This is a genomic window from Bacillus sp. MBGLi79 (genome assembly GCF_002953915.1).
Window position 1 is genome coordinate 1,171,378 of sequence record NZ_CP026521.1, and the last position, 15,643, is coordinate 1,187,020.

The 15,643-nt window shown below is 44.0% G+C and carries 12 protein-coding genes and 1 pseudogene; 8 read left to right on the forward strand and 5 right to left on the reverse strand.

Annotated features, from left to right (window positions below; all coding sequences use genetic code 11):
• The first annotated feature begins 14 nt into the window (after positions 1 to 14).
• From glpK to yhdA, 6 genes are all read left to right on the forward strand, one after another.
• Entirely contained in the window at positions 15 to 1,505 is a 1,491-nt protein-coding gene (gene glpK, locus C1T29_RS05860) for a glycerol kinase GlpK (protein WP_069149265.1), read from the forward strand.
• A 140-nt stretch (positions 1,506 to 1,645) separates the two neighbouring features.
• A complete protein-coding gene (gene glpD / locus C1T29_RS05865) occupies positions 1,646 to 3,313 on the forward strand; it encodes a glycerol-3-phosphate dehydrogenase (RefSeq protein WP_014663337.1) in 1,668 nt (555 codons plus the stop codon).
• 131 nt (positions 3,314 to 3,444) lie between these two features.
• Positions 3,445 to 5,190, forward strand: a complete 1,746-nt coding sequence (gene pgcA / locus C1T29_RS05870; RefSeq protein ID WP_103748963.1) for a phospho-sugar mutase — start codon at positions 3,445 to 3,447, stop codon at positions 5,188 to 5,190.
• A gap of 148 nt (positions 5,191 to 5,338) precedes the next feature.
• Positions 5,339 to 6,478: a two-component system sensor histidine kinase YhcY gene (gene yhcY, locus C1T29_RS05875; RefSeq protein WP_095432737.1), complete on the forward strand. Its 1,140-nt coding sequence runs from the start codon at positions 5,339 to 5,341 to the stop codon at positions 6,476 to 6,478.
• Positions 6,475 to 7,122, forward strand: a complete 648-nt coding sequence (gene yhcZ / locus C1T29_RS05880) for a two-component system response regulator YhcZ (protein ID WP_095432736.1) — start codon at positions 6,475 to 6,477, stop codon at positions 7,120 to 7,122. Before yhcY ends, yhcZ begins: the two co-directional genes overlap by 4 nt.
• Positions 7,119 to 7,643 carry an FMN-dependent NADPH-azoreductase gene (gene yhdA / locus C1T29_RS05885; RefSeq protein WP_095432735.1) on the forward strand — a complete coding sequence of 175 codons (525 nt, stop codon included), beginning with the start codon at positions 7,119 to 7,121 and terminating at the stop codon, positions 7,641 to 7,643. The genes yhcZ and yhdA overlap by 4 nt, the downstream gene beginning before the upstream one ends.
• Positions 7,644 to 7,657: 14 nt before the next feature.
• Here the strand turns inward: yhdA and C1T29_RS05890 are convergent, their stop codons facing one another.
• Entirely contained in the window at positions 7,658 to 7,900 is a 243-nt protein-coding gene (locus tag C1T29_RS05890) for a YhdB family protein (RefSeq protein WP_003224139.1), read from the reverse strand.
• A 200-nt stretch (positions 7,901 to 8,100) separates the two neighbouring features.
• On the opposite strand from C1T29_RS05890, the gene C1T29_RS05895 reads away from it, so the two are divergent.
• Positions 8,101 to 8,424, forward strand: coding sequence for a YqzG/YhdC family protein (locus C1T29_RS05895; protein WP_014476269.1), 324 nt, complete (start codon positions 8,101 to 8,103; stop codon positions 8,422 to 8,424).
• A 41-nt stretch (positions 8,425 to 8,465) separates the two neighbouring features.
• Here C1T29_RS05895 and lytF read toward each other — a convergent pair whose 3' ends face one another.
• The 3 genes and pseudogenes from lytF to C1T29_RS05910 form a co-directional block, all read right to left on the reverse strand.
• Positions 8,466 to 9,929, reverse strand: a complete 1,464-nt coding sequence (gene lytF, locus C1T29_RS05900; RefSeq protein ID WP_103748962.1) for a peptidoglycan endopeptidase LytF — start codon at positions 9,927 to 9,929, stop codon at positions 8,466 to 8,468.
• Between the two features lie 155 nt (positions 9,930 to 10,084).
• Positions 10,085 to 10,525: a nitric oxide-sensing transcriptional repressor NsrR gene (gene nsrR, locus C1T29_RS05905; RefSeq protein ID WP_095432733.1), complete on the reverse strand. Its 441-nt coding sequence runs from the start codon at positions 10,523 to 10,525 to the stop codon at positions 10,085 to 10,087.
• 107 nt (positions 10,526 to 10,632) lie between these two features.
• Positions 10,633 to 12,293, reverse strand: a pseudogene (locus C1T29_RS05910) (mechanosensitive ion channel).
• A gap of 30 nt (positions 12,294 to 12,323) precedes the next feature.
• Here C1T29_RS05910 and spoVR point away from each other — a divergent pair.
• Positions 12,324 to 13,730: a stage V sporulation protein SpoVR gene (gene spoVR / locus C1T29_RS05915; RefSeq protein ID WP_014663345.1), complete on the forward strand. Its 1,407-nt coding sequence runs from the start codon at positions 12,324 to 12,326 to the stop codon at positions 13,728 to 13,730.
• Positions 13,731 to 13,759: 29 nt separating this feature from the next.
• Here the strand turns inward: spoVR and phoA are convergent, their stop codons facing one another.
• Complete coding sequence (gene phoA, locus C1T29_RS05920; protein ID WP_103748960.1) at positions 13,760 to 15,136, reverse strand: alkaline phosphatase PhoA; 1,377 nt, start codon at positions 15,134 to 15,136, stop codon at positions 13,760 to 13,762.
• Between the last annotated feature and the right edge of the window lie 507 nt (positions 15,137 to 15,643).

Consider the following 15,643-nt stretch of genomic DNA (forward strand, 5'->3'; position numbering starts at 1 on the left):
AGGGGAGACATCTTATGGAAACGTACATTTTATCCTTAGATCAGGGGACAACAAGTTCAAGAGCGATTCTGTTTAATAAAGAAGGCAAAATCGTTCACTCCGCTCAAAAGGAATTTACACAATACTTCCCGAATCCTGGCTGGGTTGAGCATAATGCCAATGAAATTTGGGGTTCTGTGCTCGCGGTTATCGCGTCAGTCATCTCTGAATCAGGAATCAGCGCTTCTCAAATTGCCGGCATCGGCATCACGAACCAGCGCGAGACGACGGTTGTGTGGGATAAAGATACAGGAAGTCCTGTCTATAATGCAATTGTTTGGCAGTCCAGACAGACGTCCGGCATTTGTGAGGAACTTCGTGAAAAAGGATATAATGATAAATTCAGAGAAAAAACTGGGCTTTTAATCGATCCATACTTCTCCGGCACGAAGGTGAAGTGGATTTTAGATAATGTGGAAGGCGCAAGAGAAAAAGCGGAAAAAGGCGAGCTGCTGTTCGGAACGATTGATACATGGCTCATTTGGAAAATGTCAGGCGGAAAAGCGCATGTGACCGATTACTCCAATGCCTCCAGAACGCTGATGTTTAATATTTACGATTTAAAATGGGACGATGAACTGCTCGACATTTTAGGCATACCGAAATCCATGCTCCCTGAAGTGAAGCCGTCTTCCCATGTGTATGCGGAGACTGTTGATTATCATTTCTTCGGAAAAAATATCCCGATTGCGGGAGCGGCAGGCGACCAGCAGTCCGCATTGTTCGGCCAAGCGTGCTTTGAAGAAGGCATGGGAAAAAACACATACGGCACTGGATGTTTCATGCTGATGAATACCGGGGAAAAAGCAATTAAGTCCGAACACGGGCTTTTGACGACAATCGCTTGGGGCATTGACGGAAAAGTGAACTATGCGTTAGAAGGAAGCATTTTTGTCGCAGGCTCTGCCATCCAGTGGCTTAGAGACGGATTGAGAATGTTCCAGGATTCATCGCTAAGCGAATCTTATGCAGAAAAAGTAGATTCAACTGACGGCGTGTATGTTGTTCCGGCATTTGTCGGATTGGGAACACCTTACTGGGACAGCGATGTGCGCGGTTCGGTTTTCGGCCTGACAAGAGGGACAACAAAAGAGCACTTTATCCGTGCGACACTGGAGTCATTGGCTTATCAGACAAAAGATGTGCTTGACGCAATGGAAGCAGATTCAAACATTTCATTAAAGACGCTTCGTGTAGACGGAGGAGCTGTGAAAAACAATTTCCTGATGCAGTTCCAGGGAGATCTGCTGAATGTTCCTGTGGAGCGTCCGGAAATTAATGAAACGACTGCACTTGGCGCGGCTTATTTGGCAGGTATCGCTGTGGGATTCTGGAAGGACCGTTCTGAAATCGCGAACCAGTGGAATCTGGATAAACGGTTTGAGCCTGAATTAGAAGAAGAAAAACGAAATGAGCTGTATAAAGGCTGGCAAAAAGCCGTGAAAGCAGCTATGGCTTTTAAATAATGCAATACTATGGTATAATGGTTACAAGTTAATAAGAACGGTCCTGAGACGAGGAGAGACCACAGCACCAAAGTGTAAGCATGCACTTTGGCTGTTGTGGTCTCTTTTTCTATTTACCGTGACAACAAGGAGGAAACGTAATGATGAAACATCAATTTTCAAGTCTTGAAAGAGATCGCATGCTGACAGACATGACGAAAAAAACATATGACCTATTTATTATCGGGGGAGGAATTACAGGAGCGGGAACAGCTCTTGACGCGGCATCAAGGGGTATGAAGGTCGCACTAAGCGAAATGCAGGACTTTGCGGCGGGGACATCAAGCCGATCAACGAAGCTGGTACATGGCGGCTTGCGCTATTTAAAACAATTTGAAGTGAAAATGGTCGCTGAGGTAGGGAAAGAACGGGCGATTGTGTATGAAAACGGTCCGCATGTCACTACACCGGAATGGATGCTGCTGCCGTTTCATAAAGGCGGCACATTCGGTTCATTTACAACATCCATCGGGTTACGAGTGTATGACTTCCTTGCAGGTGTGAAAAAGTCAGAACGAAGAAGCATGCTTTCAGCAAAAGAAACGCTGCAAAAAGAGCCTTTGGTGAAAAAAGACGGCTTAAAAGGCGGCGGGTACTATGTGGAATACCGCACTGACGACGCGAGACTGACAATCGAAGTCATGAAGGAAGCGGTGAAATTCGGGGCAGAGCCAGTGAATTACTCCAAAGTGAAGGAGCTTCTTTACGAAAAAGGCAAAGCCGTCGGCGTATTAATGGAAGATGTGCTGACAAAGAAAGAATATAAAGTGTATGCGAAAAAAATTGTCAATGCGACAGGTCCTTGGGTCGATCAGCTCAGAGAAAAAGACCATTCGAAAAACGGAAAGCATTTGCAGCATACAAAAGGCATTCACCTTGTATTTGACCAGTCTGTCTTTCCGCTGAAACAGGCTGTATATTTTGATACACCTGATGGCCGGATGGTATTTGCGATTCCTCGTGAAGGCAAAACATACGTGGGAACAACAGACACTGTTTACAAAGAGGCGCTGGAGCATCCGCGGATGACAACGGAGGATCGTGATTATGTCATCAATTCAATCAATTATATGTTCCCGGAACTGAATATCACTGCGAATGACATCGAATCCAGCTGGGCAGGGCTGCGTCCGCTGATTCATGAAGAAGGCAAAGATCCTTCTGAAATTTCACGGAAAGACGAGATTTGGACATCTGACTCAGGCTTGATCACCATTGCCGGCGGAAAACTGACTGGATACAGAAAAATGGCGGAGCACATCGTTGATCTTGTGCGTGACCGCTTAAAAGAAGAAGGCGCAAAGGATTTTGGCCCGTGTAAAACGAAAAACATGCCAATCTCAGGCGGGCACGTCGGAGGTTCGAAAAATCTCATGTCCTTCGTTACCGCGAAAACAAAAGAAGGAATTGCAGCCGGTTTATCAGAAAAAGACGCAAAACAGCTGGCGATCAGATACGGCTCTAACGTAGATCGCGTCTTTGACCGGATAGAAGCGCTGAAAGATGAGGCCGCGAAACGCAACATTCCGGTTCATATTCTTGCTGAGGCAGAATACAGTATAGAAGAAGAGATGACTGCAACCCCTGCTGACTTCTTTGTCCGCAGAACGGGACGTTTATTCTTTGATATCAATTGGGTAAGAACATATAAAGATGCCGTTATTGATTTTATGAGCGAGCGATTCCAATGGGATGAGCAGACGAAAAACAAACATACAGAAAACCTCAACATGCTTTTACACGATGCGGTTGTGCCGCTTGAACAATAAATCATAACGGGCTGTCTGCAGCCCGTTATTTCTTTTTACGTGCCGAAAGTGCCAGATCTCAGGTTATCAAGTGACAGAGACACCCGCTTCATATAAAATAATGGCATAAGCTGATACATAGGAGGACGAACATGACTTGGAGAAAGAGCTATGAACGCTGGAAACAAACAGAACATTTAGATCCGGAATTAAAAGAGCGCCTCACTGAATTAGAGGGGAATGAACAGGCTCTTGAGGACTGTTTCTATAAAGAACTTGAATTCGGTACCGGCGGAATGCGCGGAGAAATCGGCGCTGGGACGAATCGGATGAATATTTACACTGTGCGCAAAGCATCAGCCGGGTTTGCGGCATACATCTTGAAGCAAGGTGAGGAAGCAAAAAAACGGGGCGTTGTCATTGCTTATGATTCTCGCCATAAATCGCCGGAATTTGCGATGGAAGCGGCAAAAACACTTGCGACACAAGGCATCCAAACATACGTGTTTGATGAGCTTCGCCCGACGCCAGAGCTGTCATTCGCTGTCAGGCAGCTAAACGCTTATGGAGGGATTGTGGTAACAGCAAGCCATAACCCGCCTGAATATAACGGCTACAAAGTATACGGTGATGATGGCGGCCAGCTGCCTCCGAAGGAAGCGGACATCGTCATTGAACAGGTAAACGCAATTGAAAATGAGCTGACAATCACAGTGGACGAAGAAAATGCGTTAAAAGAAAAAGGCTTAATCAAGATCATCGGTGAAGACATTGATAAAGTTTATACAGAAAAACTGACGTCCATTTCTGTCCATCCTGAATTATCGAAAGAAGTAGATGTAAAGGTTGTTTTCACACCGTTGCATGGAACTGCTAATAAACCGGTCAGACGCGGCCTTGAAGCGCTCGGCTACAAAAATGTAACGGTTGTCAAAGAACAGGAACTGCCTGATCCAAACTTTTCCACTGTTGCATCGCCAAACCCAGAAGAGCATGCGGCATTCGAATATGCCATTAAGCTTGGGGAGGAGCAGCATGCAGATATTCTCATTGCGACAGACCCTGATGCTGACCGCCTCGGCATCGCGGTGAAAGACGATCAAGGCAAATATACAGTGCTGACAGGAAACCAAACCGGAGCGCTGCTGCTTCATTACCTGCTTTCTGAAAAGAAAAAACAAGGCATCCTGCCTGATAACGGTGTTGTTCTCAAAACGATTGTCACAAGCGAAATCGGCCGTGCTGTAGCTTCTTCATTCGGCCTTGATACGATTGATACGCTGACAGGCTTTAAGTTTATCGGTGAAAAGATTAAGGAATACGAAGCATCAGGCCAGTATACCTTCCAATTTGGTTATGAAGAGAGCTATGGTTATTTAATCGGCGATTTTGCCCGCGATAAGGACGCCATTCAGGCCGCGCTTTTGGCAGTTGAAGTTTGCGCGTTTTATAAAAAGCAGGGAATGTCATTATATGAAGCCCTAATCAATCTCTTTAACGAGTATGGTTTTTATCGTGAAGGGCTGAAGTCTCTGACACTGAAAGGAAAACAAGGAGCAGAGCAAATTGAAGCGATTCTTGCATCCTTCAGAAAAAATCCGCCGCAGAAAATGGCCGGCAAACAGGTTGTTACAGCAGAAGATTACGCTGTAAGCAAACGGACGCTTCTGACTGAAAACAAAGAAGAAGCCATCGACTTGCCAAAATCAAATGTGCTGAAATACTTCCTGGAAGACGGGTCTTGGTTCTGTCTTCGTCCTTCTGGAACAGAGCCAAAAGTGAAATTCTATTTCGCCGTAAAAGGGTCATCTTTAGAAGACAGTGAAAAGCGTCTTGCCGCCCTTTCTAAGGATGTAATGAAAACGGTAGATGAAATTGTTGAGTCAACGAAAAAATAATTCAAGTATGAGCTGGGTCACTGTAAATGATCCAGCTTTTTCTTTTTCTCATCCAAAAGTCTGAAAGAAAATCATCCCATCAGTGAAGTAATGAAATACAAAAAACTGGTATAATCTTAAATACAAGATTAATGCCGGAGTGAGAAACGTGAGCAAAACGAGGATGGAAAAATTAAAAACGCTGAAAACGATTGCGGAAACCTTAAATCAAGGACACGATATCAATGCAACACTAGATGAGGTTTTAAAGGAATTGCTGAGTCTGACAAATCTTCAATCCGGATGGATTTTTCTGATCGAAGAAGATGGATCCTATACGTTAGCGGCCGACGCTTTTCTGCCTCCCGCTTTAAGCCGCAAGGAAAAAGTGCTGATGTGCGAAGGGGAGTGTTACTGCCTGACAAAATTCAATAACGGAGGGCTTAGAAGGGCTGCTAATATCATGAACTGCAAACGCATCGAATCAGCCGAAGAACTGCATTGTTTTGACACAGAAGGGATTACGCATCATGCTACTGTGCCTTTAGAAGACGGGGACAGGAGATTCGGATTGTTAAATGTAGCGGCGGCCGGAAAAACCATGTTTGATGAGGAAGAGCTGCATTTACTCGAGTCTGTCGCCTTTCAGATCGGAACGGCAATCCAGCGTATGAGGCTTTCCGAATATAAACAAAAAAATGCTCTTTTAATGGAGCGTAACCGCCTCGCTCAGGAGCTTCACGATTCTGTCAATCAAATGCTGTTTTCCGTCAGTTTAACTGCCAAAGCTGCAAAGACACTAACAAAAGACGAGCATTTGCAGCAGATGATTGATTTCATTCAAAACCTATCACAGGACGCCCTCGCGGAAATGAAAGCGTTAATTTGGCAGCTTCGCCCCGGAGGGTTGGAGAAAGGGCTGGCTGAAGCCATCAAAAGCTATGGCGCGCTTATTGGATTGAAGGTCATGTTTACCCAAAAAGGCTGTCCTGTTCTGACTGATGAACAGGAGCATATGCTATGGCGTGTCGTACAGGAAGCATTAAATAACTGCAAAAAGCATGCCGGAACAGATACGGCGTATGTCAGTCTGACTGCTGCTTTGGGCCATGCGGAGCTGGATATTATCGATCATGGGGCGGGGTTTTGTTATGAAGCGCATGCCGGTCTGCCTTCACTTGGCATCAAGGGCATGAAAGAACGAGCGGAAAAAGCCGGCGCAAAGTTTCGGATTGATTCAGCGCTTGGAGCGGGAACAAAGCTGTCCATCAGGCTTCCGCTAACAAGCCAAAAAGGAGGGGCGGAATGAAAATTGTCATTGCTGATGACCACCATGTTGTCAGAAAGGGTCTGCGTTTTTTCTTTGCCACCCAGGATGATATTGAAGTTGTCGGAGAAGCCGCAACTGGAATAGAAGCTCTCCGCGTCATCGAAGAGACAAAGCCGGATCTTGTTCTAATGGATCTGTCCATGCCCGAGCTGGATGGCATTCAAGCCATTAAAAAAGCAATACAGCAATTTCCGGAGATTAAAATTATTGTGCTAACGAGCTACTCTGATCAGGAGCACGTGATCCCGGCTCTTCAGGCAGGTGCGAAGGCGTATCAATTAAAGGATACGGAGCCCGAGGAATTGGTGAAAACATTAAGGCAAGTGCATGCCGGCGAATACAAGCTTTCTTCAGCTATTATGCCCCATGTGCTGACACATATGAAAAATCAGCACGACCCGGAAAAAGAAAAATACTATCAATTAACAAGAAGGGAAAAAGACGTTCTGACTGAAATCGCGAACGGGAAAAGCAATAAAGAAATCGCAGCAGCCTTGTTTATTTCAGAAAAAACAGTAAAAACCCATGTATCGAATCTTTTAGCAAAACTTGAAGTGGCCGATCGCACGCAAGCAGCGCTTTTCGCAGTGAAATATAACCTGAATGGAGAGATCTTAAAATGAACATGTTAGTCATAAATGGCACGCCTAGAAAACATGGCAGAACAAGAATTGCAGCATCCTATATTGCAGCTCTGTATCACACGGATTTGATTGATCTAAGCGAGTTTGTATTGCCGGTTTTTAACGGTGAAGCGGATCAATCTGAACTGTTGAAGGTACAGGAGCTTAAGCAACGCGTTACGAAAGCGGATGCGATTGTATTATTATCGCCTGAATATCACAGCGGCATGAGCGGCGCTTTAAAAAATGCCTTGGATTTTCTAAGCAGCGAACAATTCAAATATAAGCCCGTTGCATTATTGGCAGTGGCTGGGGGCGGAAAAGGCGGCATCAATGCACTGAACAATATGAGAACTGTGATGCGGGGACTCTACGCCAATGTCATTCCGAAGCAGCTGGTGCTTGATCCGGTGCATATTGATGTTGAACATGCTACAGTGGCTGAAAATATTAAGGAAAGCTTAAAAGAGCTTGTCGAAGAACTCAGCATGTTCGCAAAAGCAGGAAATCCCGGCGTCTAAACGCCGGGATTTGTTTATGTGAGCAGGGCTAGTTGATCTTCATAAGTCAGCTCTGTGGCATGATCAATATAACGGAGAAGGGAATACAGCATCTTTTCTAAAACGGCGTAATCCTGTTCAAAATGATACGCATGCAGAAAATGCTCGATTCGTTTTGACAACAAATCATCCTCTGTACGCACCATTAAAATTAATAAATTATCCCATTGAGAACGATGGGTGTAATAAAGCGCTTTATCATAATCGGCATAATCCATGAATCGCTTCTCCTTTCTTGGGTGAGAAGTTCATGATTAGTTTATGCCGCATCCTCTGTTATTGACGGGGCAAAACTTGCCGTCTGCGGCAGTAAAGGGGTAGCAATATGAGGGAGACATAAAATCAAAATGCCTGAATGAAGATAGCGCTTTTGGTAAACCTATGAGGGAACATATTCTTGGTACAGGAGACTGAAAATATGAAATCTCTGCCGTATACCATCGCACTTCTTTTTTGTGGGTTGATCATCGTGTCAATGGCTGCAAAAGGTCATTCAACGGACACAAACGAGTCCGTTCAAAAGTGGGAACAGCTTGCCTGGAGCAAAATTCAGGATGAATACAAGGGGGCTTCATTTTCTGACTATGCTTATATGGGGCGGACCGAGGTGAATGATCAGCAGACGAAAGATGTCTTTCGGGTGACAGTCAGACAGAAAGATGACACTTTTTCTGTTCGGGCCGAAGTCTATTTTCACCCGGTGACAAATCATATGATCAGCATCAACGTCTTTAGGCTCTAATAAAAAACTGTACAGCCGTTAAGGCCGCACAGCTTCTGTTTTTAGAAATATCGTTTTGCACCGAGATAGCGCTGTTTCCAGTAAGAGTTGTTCATATTGGAAATGACAACTCCGGAATCGTTGGCATTTATGAATTCCCCGTTTCCTAGGTAAACTCCAACGTGGGAAGGGCCGGCTTTATATGTTGTAAAGAAAACGAAATCTCCGACAGCAGGCTGGCTGACGGGCTTCATTGTGTTCCAATATCCAGCTGCCGTTAATCTAGATACGGATGTGACTTTGTTCAGTACATAGTAAATGAATCCGCTGCAGTCAAACCCGGATGGTGTCGTGCCTCCCCATCGATACGGAACCCCAATCTGCTCTTTAGCGGCGGCAATCATTGTGTTAATCTTCGCGCTCGTTGAGATGGTGGTGTTTGAAGAACCGGATGAAGACGATGATGATGCTTTTCCGGTAATGACCAGCTTTTGGCCAACCTGCAAGACATCCGTTTTTAAATTGTTTTTCTCCCGGATCTGCTGAGCTGTTACATTAAATTTCTGAGCAATCACCCACAAGGAATCACCGCTTTTCACCGTGTATGTAGTCGTCGTGCCTGAGCTTGCATTTGACGAAGAAGACGACGATGATGAAGTGCCTGAAGATGCTTTACCTGTCAGCTTCAGTACTTGTCCAACATAAAGCACATCTGATTTCAGATTGTTGACATTTCGGATTTGCTGTACAGTCAGGTTATAGTTGTTTGCGATTTTCCAAAGTGAATCACCGCTTTTTACAGTATATTTCGTTGTTGCCGAATTTTGGTTCGGTTTGGATGAAGTGTCTTTGGAAGACGTATCAGAGCCGCTTGATTTTGTTTTCAACACCTGATTCACGTAAATGGTGTCTGATTTTAAGTTGTTCAAGACCTTCAATTCAGCAATGGACATATTGACTTTGTTTGCAATTTTCCAAAGTGAATCTCCAAGCTGCACCTTATATGTTCCCGTAGCAGATGAAGAACTTGAGCTCTTATTAGAACTGCTTTTTGAACTGGAGCTTGAGCTCTTATTAGAGTTGCTTTTTGTACTGGAACTAGAGCTTGAAGAAACTGTGCCGGACACCTTTAATTTCTGCCCCGCACGAATCAAATCGCTGCTTAGTCCGTTTAATTTTTTCAGTTCCTGCACCGTCATTTTATACTCATTTGCGATCAGCCAAAGTGAATCGCCGCTTTTCACAGTGTAAACAGAACTTCCGCTCTTCTTGGTTGTTGAGCTTGAAGTAGATGAAGTGCCGGAATTGCTGCCTGGAATGGTAAGCGTCTGGCCGATCGACAGAACAGTAGTCGAAAGATGATTGGCGGATGTGAGGGCCGCCACACTTGTGTTGTAAGTTTGGGCCAGTTTCCATAAAGAATCTCCGCTTTTGACCTTAATCGTTGCTGCTTCAGCTGGTGTCACTGCTAAAGTTGTGCCGACAATCGCAGATGCTGTCAGCCCTGCTGCTAATTTCTTTTTCATCTTAGCTCTCCTTTTTCCCCCAATGATTTTGAATTTGCTGTTTCTTTTTTATATCGGCACATTTTTCTTATCGTTTTGCCTTTTTTAAAAAATAGCTATATTATCTTAATACAAAAGGGGGCAAAAGGGCACAAAAAAATGAAGGAATCATGGATCTATTCCTTCATTTTTAAAAGCTTCATGATATCTTCTTTGTTTTTGACGAGGTCGCGCAGTGTATATTTGTCTAAAACCGCAAGATAGGCCAAAAGCGCTTCATTAAGCACATGTTTTAAGCCGCACACCGGGGAAATAATGCAGAGATTCTTGTTCGCATCAAAACATTCAACAATATTAAAATCGTCCTCCGTTTTTCTGACAACCTCACCGATGTTGATGTCTTCAGGAGACATGCCTAATCGTATGCCGCCGCCTCGTCCGCGTATCGTTTCTACGTAGCCGAGCTGGCCGAGCCTGTAAATGACTTTCATAAGATGATTTTTTGAAATAGAATACGTTTCAGCAATCTGTTTTATATTTGAAAGTTCTCCGGGACGCACTGCAGCCAGAAAAATTAACACTCTTAATGAATAATCTGTATAATTGGTTAACTTCATAATAAGACCTCAGAATAAGACATTTTCTATATCTTATCATAATCGATTGAAAAATGAAAAAAAAGGAATTAAAAAACATGCACCCTGCTGGGTGCATGTTCTTTTGTTTACATGTCATTTGGCGGATTTTGGTTTTGGCGTTTTTTTTCAATTTCGGTGTTTTGCATTTTGCGTTCAAATGTAGACAGATAACGTGATGCAAAATCTTTTCCGCCAAGGCCGAAGGATAAACCAAAAGCAAGTGCGAAGCCGCTAAGAACGATGATGAACGCGGAATTGACAATTGTCGCAGCGACACCAAGCTGATCCAGGGCCATAAAGAAAGCAAGTGCGATAATGGTGTATTTAGCGATGGCCGCTAAAGATTTGAATTCCTTGCCTTTTATCATGCTTGCGAGCACTTTCCGCACCAATTCCCCGGCGTAAAGGCCGATTCCGAGAATGAATACGGCGACAAGGACATTCGGCAGATACGCGATGATGCCAGTCGCAATTTCTACGAGGAAGTGCAGCCGAACAATTTGAAGCGCCTCGGCTGTAAACAGCAGAATGACAATGATTTGCGCAATCAAACCGACAACTTGAGACAAGGACAGCTTTGCAGGCGTTCCGGCTTCCATGCCCATTTTCCCTAAGACAGAATCAAAGCCTGCGCGCTGGAGCAGTCCGGACACCATGAATTTCACCCATTTTCCTGCCCATATACCCGCTAAAACAAGCACGATGGCAATCATGATGTTCGGAAGCATGTTTAAAATCGTATTCAGCATAGAGACAGCCGGTTTTGAAATGCCGGCGACATCCAGCTGATCCAGCGCCGAAATGACCACCGGAATGATAATCAGCACATAAGCGATTGTTCCGATGACTGCAGAAAGGCTTGTATCTTTTAAGTAAATAGATAAACCCATACGTGCCGCGAATCTTTCCGTGCCGATGCTTGCAAGGAAATTCGTAACGATATCACGTACAAGGCGGGCAACAAGCCAGCCGATTAATACGATAAGCGCCGCTGCAAATAATTTCGGCAGAAAAGCGAGCACGCTTTCCATCATATTTGTAAAAGGACCTGAAATGCCGCTGATTTTTAAAGAAGATAAGACCCCTGGCAGGAAAACAAGCAGCACGAGATAAAAGACAATTTGTGAAGCGGTATTGACAGCCTGATGAATATCTTTTCCTTCAGACACCAAATTCCACTTGCGCAGTTTGTCACTCGTGTTCAGCTTCATCCCGATTTTTTTGACAAGGAAGCTCAAAACAGAGGCTGCAGCCCACCCTAACAGCAGAATGAGTCCGGCTTTCAGCACGCTTGGGATCGCCGCTGCAATCGCCGACAGCATACTGACAAATGGTGATGCCACTGTTGTCAGGTGCAAAATGTTAAAGAATAAAATAAAGACGATGATCAATGCGATAAAATAAACGACCTTGCTTATGACTTTTTCCGAGGAATAGCGTGAAGGCTTTTTCCCAGCAAAGAGCTTGTCATCGATTTTTGTTTTGCTGAGTCCTTTGTATACCGCTTTTTCAATGATTTTAGCGATAGCCCATCCGATTAATAAGACAAGTAAAGCAATAATTACGTTTGGCAGCTTACTGAGATAAGAAGAAAGCACGTCTGCTACATTCAATTGGTATCGCTCCTTTTTTTCGTAGTATGGTGTGTGTTTACCCACTGATCCAATAAGCAAACTACTGAATGTGCCGGGGAATTTTTTTCTTGCCAGAGTGAGGCTATCATCTTTTGTCTGGCGGGCTCATACATTATAGATAAGTCCAAGTAGGGGGGATTCGGTTGAACGCGGAGGAGAAGAAAGAATTACAGCGGGCAATTGAGGAAATTACCGAAATTGCAAAAGGATTCGGCCTTGATTTCTACCCGATGAGATATGAAATCTGCCCGGCTGAAATTATTTATACATTTGGCGCGTACGGGATGCCGACAAGATTCAGCCACTGGAGCTTTGGCAAGCAGTTTCACAAAATGAAGCTGCATTATGATCTGGGATTAAGCAAGATTTATGAGCTGGTCATTAACTCAGATCCATGCTACGCTTTTTTGCTGGACAGCAACTCACTGATCCAAAATAAATTGATTGTCGCTCACGTTCTTGCCCATTGCGATTTCTTCAAAAACAACTGCCGTTTCCAAAACACGAAGCGCGATATGGTGGAAAGCATGGCGGCAACGGCTGAACGGATAAAACACTATGAACAGGTTCACGGGATAAAAGAAGTAGAGTCATTTTTAGATGCGATCCTTGCGATTCAGGAGCATATCGATCCGTCGTTGGTCCGCCCAAAGCTCCAATGGAGTGTGGATGATGAGGAAGAGGAGATTGAAGAGGCAGCCACGCCTTACGATGATCTATGGTCTTTGGATGAAAAGAAACCGAAAAAACAAGTGAAAAAATCGAAAAAACCGTTCCCGCCGCGGCCGGAAAAAGATATCCTGCTTTTTATCGAGGAGCATTCCCGGGAGCTGGAGCCATGGCAGCGTGATATATTAACGATGATGAGGGAGGAAATGCTTTATTTCTGGCCTCAGCTGGAAACAAAGATTATGAATGAGGGCTGGGCTTCCTATTGGCACCAGCGAATTATACGTGAGCTTGATTTAACCTCTGATGAAGCGATCGAGTTCGCCAAGCTGAATGCAGGTGTCGTTCAGCCGTCCAAAACAGGCATTAACCCTTATTATTTAGGGCTGAAAATATTTGAAGACATTGAGGAGCGGTACAACAACCCGACGGAGGAAATGAAGAAAATGGGCGTGCAGCCTGACTCCGGCCGGGAGAAAATGTTTGAGGTCAGGGAGATTGAATCCGATATCTCTTTCATCCGCAATTATTTAACCAAAGACTTAGTCATGCGCGAAGATCTTTATTTGTTTCAAAAACAGGGCAGAGATTATAAGATCATTGATAAAGAGTGGAAGTCGGTGCGTGACCAGCTCGTAAGCATGCGGGTAAATGGCGGCTTTCCATATTTGACGGTAAACGACGGCGATTATATGAAAAATAACGAACTCTATATTAAGCATTGGTATGAGGGCATAGAGCTGGATTTGAAATACTTGGAGAAAGTGCTCCCTTATTTATTCCAGCTTTGGGGAAGAAGCGTGCACATTGAGTCTGTGCTTGAGGATAAGGAAGTCATGTTTTCGTACGATGGAAAAGGTGTTCACCGCAGGTATTTATAAAAAAAAGGATGCAGCGTTCTGCATCCTTTTTATTTTCCAGCTTTTAAAATCTTAAATATGATATTTGCCTGATCGGTATTGTTAATCAATCCGCGGAATTTTTCTTTTCCGGGACCGTACGCGTATACCGGCACTTGTTCGCCGGTGTGATCCGTACTCGTCCATCCGCTGTTAGAGCGAGTATTAAAAATCTTGATGATGGCTTTGTAGGCCCCTTTGCTTTTGTCAGCCTGTACAGCTGCTTCAACGCTTTTGATTTCTTCTGATGTAAATTTCAGATTTGTATAGCGGGCGAGCACATCTTTGACCGGTTTGCCTTCACTGATTTTTTTGGCCATAAATTCAGGCGTTTTCTTTGCGGAGAGGATCGGCTCTGCATGCCAATTCTTTTCGCCGTTTGCGCCAATGGTAAAGCCGCCGGTTGTATGGTCTGCAGCTGCAATCACAAGTGTATGTTTATCTTTTTTCGCAAATTCAATCGCGGCTTTATAGGCCTGTTCAAAGTCTTTCACCTCGCTCATGGCTCCTACTGTATCATTGTCATGGGCCGCCCAGTCAATCTGGCTCCCCTCGACCATTAAGAAAAATCCTTTTTTATTTTGGTTTAGGCGGTCAATTGCTGAAACCGTCATGTCTTTGAGAGAAGGTGTTTTGCTGTCGCGATCAAGCGCTTTAGCAAGCCCTCCATCCGCGAAAAGCCCGAGCACCTGCTGATCCTTATTTTTCTTCAATGCTTCTTTAGTTGTCACATAGCTGTAGCCGGCTTGTTTGAATTCCTTTGTCAAGTTTCTGTCCTTGCGGTTAAAATACGATTTTCCGCCGCCAAGCAAAACGTCTATTTTTTGTTTGCCTTTTATTTTGTCATCCATATAGCTATTGGCGATTTGGTCCATGTTTTTCCGAGATTTATTGTGGGCCCCATATGCGGCAGGGGTGGCGTGGTTAATTTCAGACGTTGCAACAAGCCCTGTTGACTTGCCTTGCTGTTTGGCCTCTTCAAGCACAGATTTCACTTTTTTCCCGTTTTTATCGACGCCAATTGCATTGTTATATGTCTTAACGCCTGTCGCTAATGCTGTTCCGGCAGCTGCTGAATCTGTAATATTATAATCAGGGTCATCCGGATGCGTCATCATCATGCCTGTCAAATTCCGGTCAAATTCAGTCAATTTGGGGTTATTCGGTGTTTCACCGTTATTTTTCAGGGAACGGTAGGCGTTTATGTAAGACGTCCCCATGCCGTCGCCTATCATCACAATGACATTTCTGATCTCAGCTTTGTCTTGTTTTTTGGCGCTGGCCTTTTCTGTTTGCTGGAGTTCGGCTCCGGCAAAGATTCCAGCTGTAAGGACAGAAACAGCGGCGATTGGCAGAAGTTTTGATTTCATATTTTGAAACAAATTCATTTTTGCATGCCTCCTTTAATGTGTTCCATTTATTATGTTAGGGAAATATTGTTAAATATGGATGTTGATCATGTAAACAATAAGTAAAGCGTTGTAAGGAAATGAAAAAACGCTTTTCGTTATCTTGCCATATTTGATGTAAAGCATTCCTTTTTCAGAAATATCTTTACCTCTCTGTCCTTGCATGATATGTTTGTTTAAATAAAAAAACTGCGGATAACCGCAGCTTTCCTCGTATATTCTTTATCATACATTCTTCCATAAGTGAGTGGACCCCCCCGAAAGTTTTCATTTATTTCCTTTATGTTGAAAAACATCCCATAAAACATGACAAAAGCACTCGTTTTTTGTCACCTTTGCAACGAAAATGAAATATTTAATACCCTTAAAAACTTTTTTTTAGAACGAATAATTAAGAAATTTGTCACATGAAGTCAAGACTATTTCTAATGGGAATGCTTTACATCAAATATGGCAAGATAACGAAAAGCGTTTTTTCATTTCCTT

What these genes read in the sequence shown, in the direction of transcription:
- glpK (WP_069149265.1), top strand. Translation starts at nt 15, where the DNA reads ATGGAAACGTACATTTTATCCTTAGATCAGGGGACAACAAGTTCAAGA.
- phoA (WP_103748960.1), bottom strand. Translation starts at nt 15,136, where the DNA reads ATGAATTTGTTTCAAAATATGAAATCAAAACTTCTGCCAATCGCCGCT.
- yhdA (WP_095432735.1), top strand. Translation starts at nt 7,119, where the DNA reads ATGAACATGTTAGTCATAAATGGCACGCCTAGAAAACATGGCAGAACA.
- C1T29_RS05895 (WP_014476269.1), top strand. Translation starts at nt 8,101, where the DNA reads ATGAAATCTCTGCCGTATACCATCGCACTTCTTTTTTGTGGGTTGATC.
- lytF (WP_103748962.1), bottom strand. Translation starts at nt 9,929, where the DNA reads ATGAAAAAGAAATTAGCAGCAGGGCTGACAGCATCTGCGATTGTCGGC.
- pgcA (WP_103748963.1), top strand. Translation starts at nt 3,445, where the DNA reads ATGACTTGGAGAAAGAGCTATGAACGCTGGAAACAAACAGAACATTTA.
- glpD (WP_014663337.1), top strand. Translation starts at nt 1,646, where the DNA reads ATGATGAAACATCAATTTTCAAGTCTTGAAAGAGATCGCATGCTGACA.
- nsrR (WP_095432733.1), bottom strand. Translation starts at nt 10,525, where the DNA reads ATGAAGTTAACCAATTATACAGATTATTCATTAAGAGTGTTAATTTTT.
- C1T29_RS05890 (WP_003224139.1), bottom strand. Translation starts at nt 7,900, where the DNA reads ATGGATTATGCCGATTATGATAAAGCGCTTTATTACACCCATCGTTCT.
- yhcZ (WP_095432736.1), top strand. Translation starts at nt 6,475, where the DNA reads ATGAAAATTGTCATTGCTGATGACCACCATGTTGTCAGAAAGGGTCTG.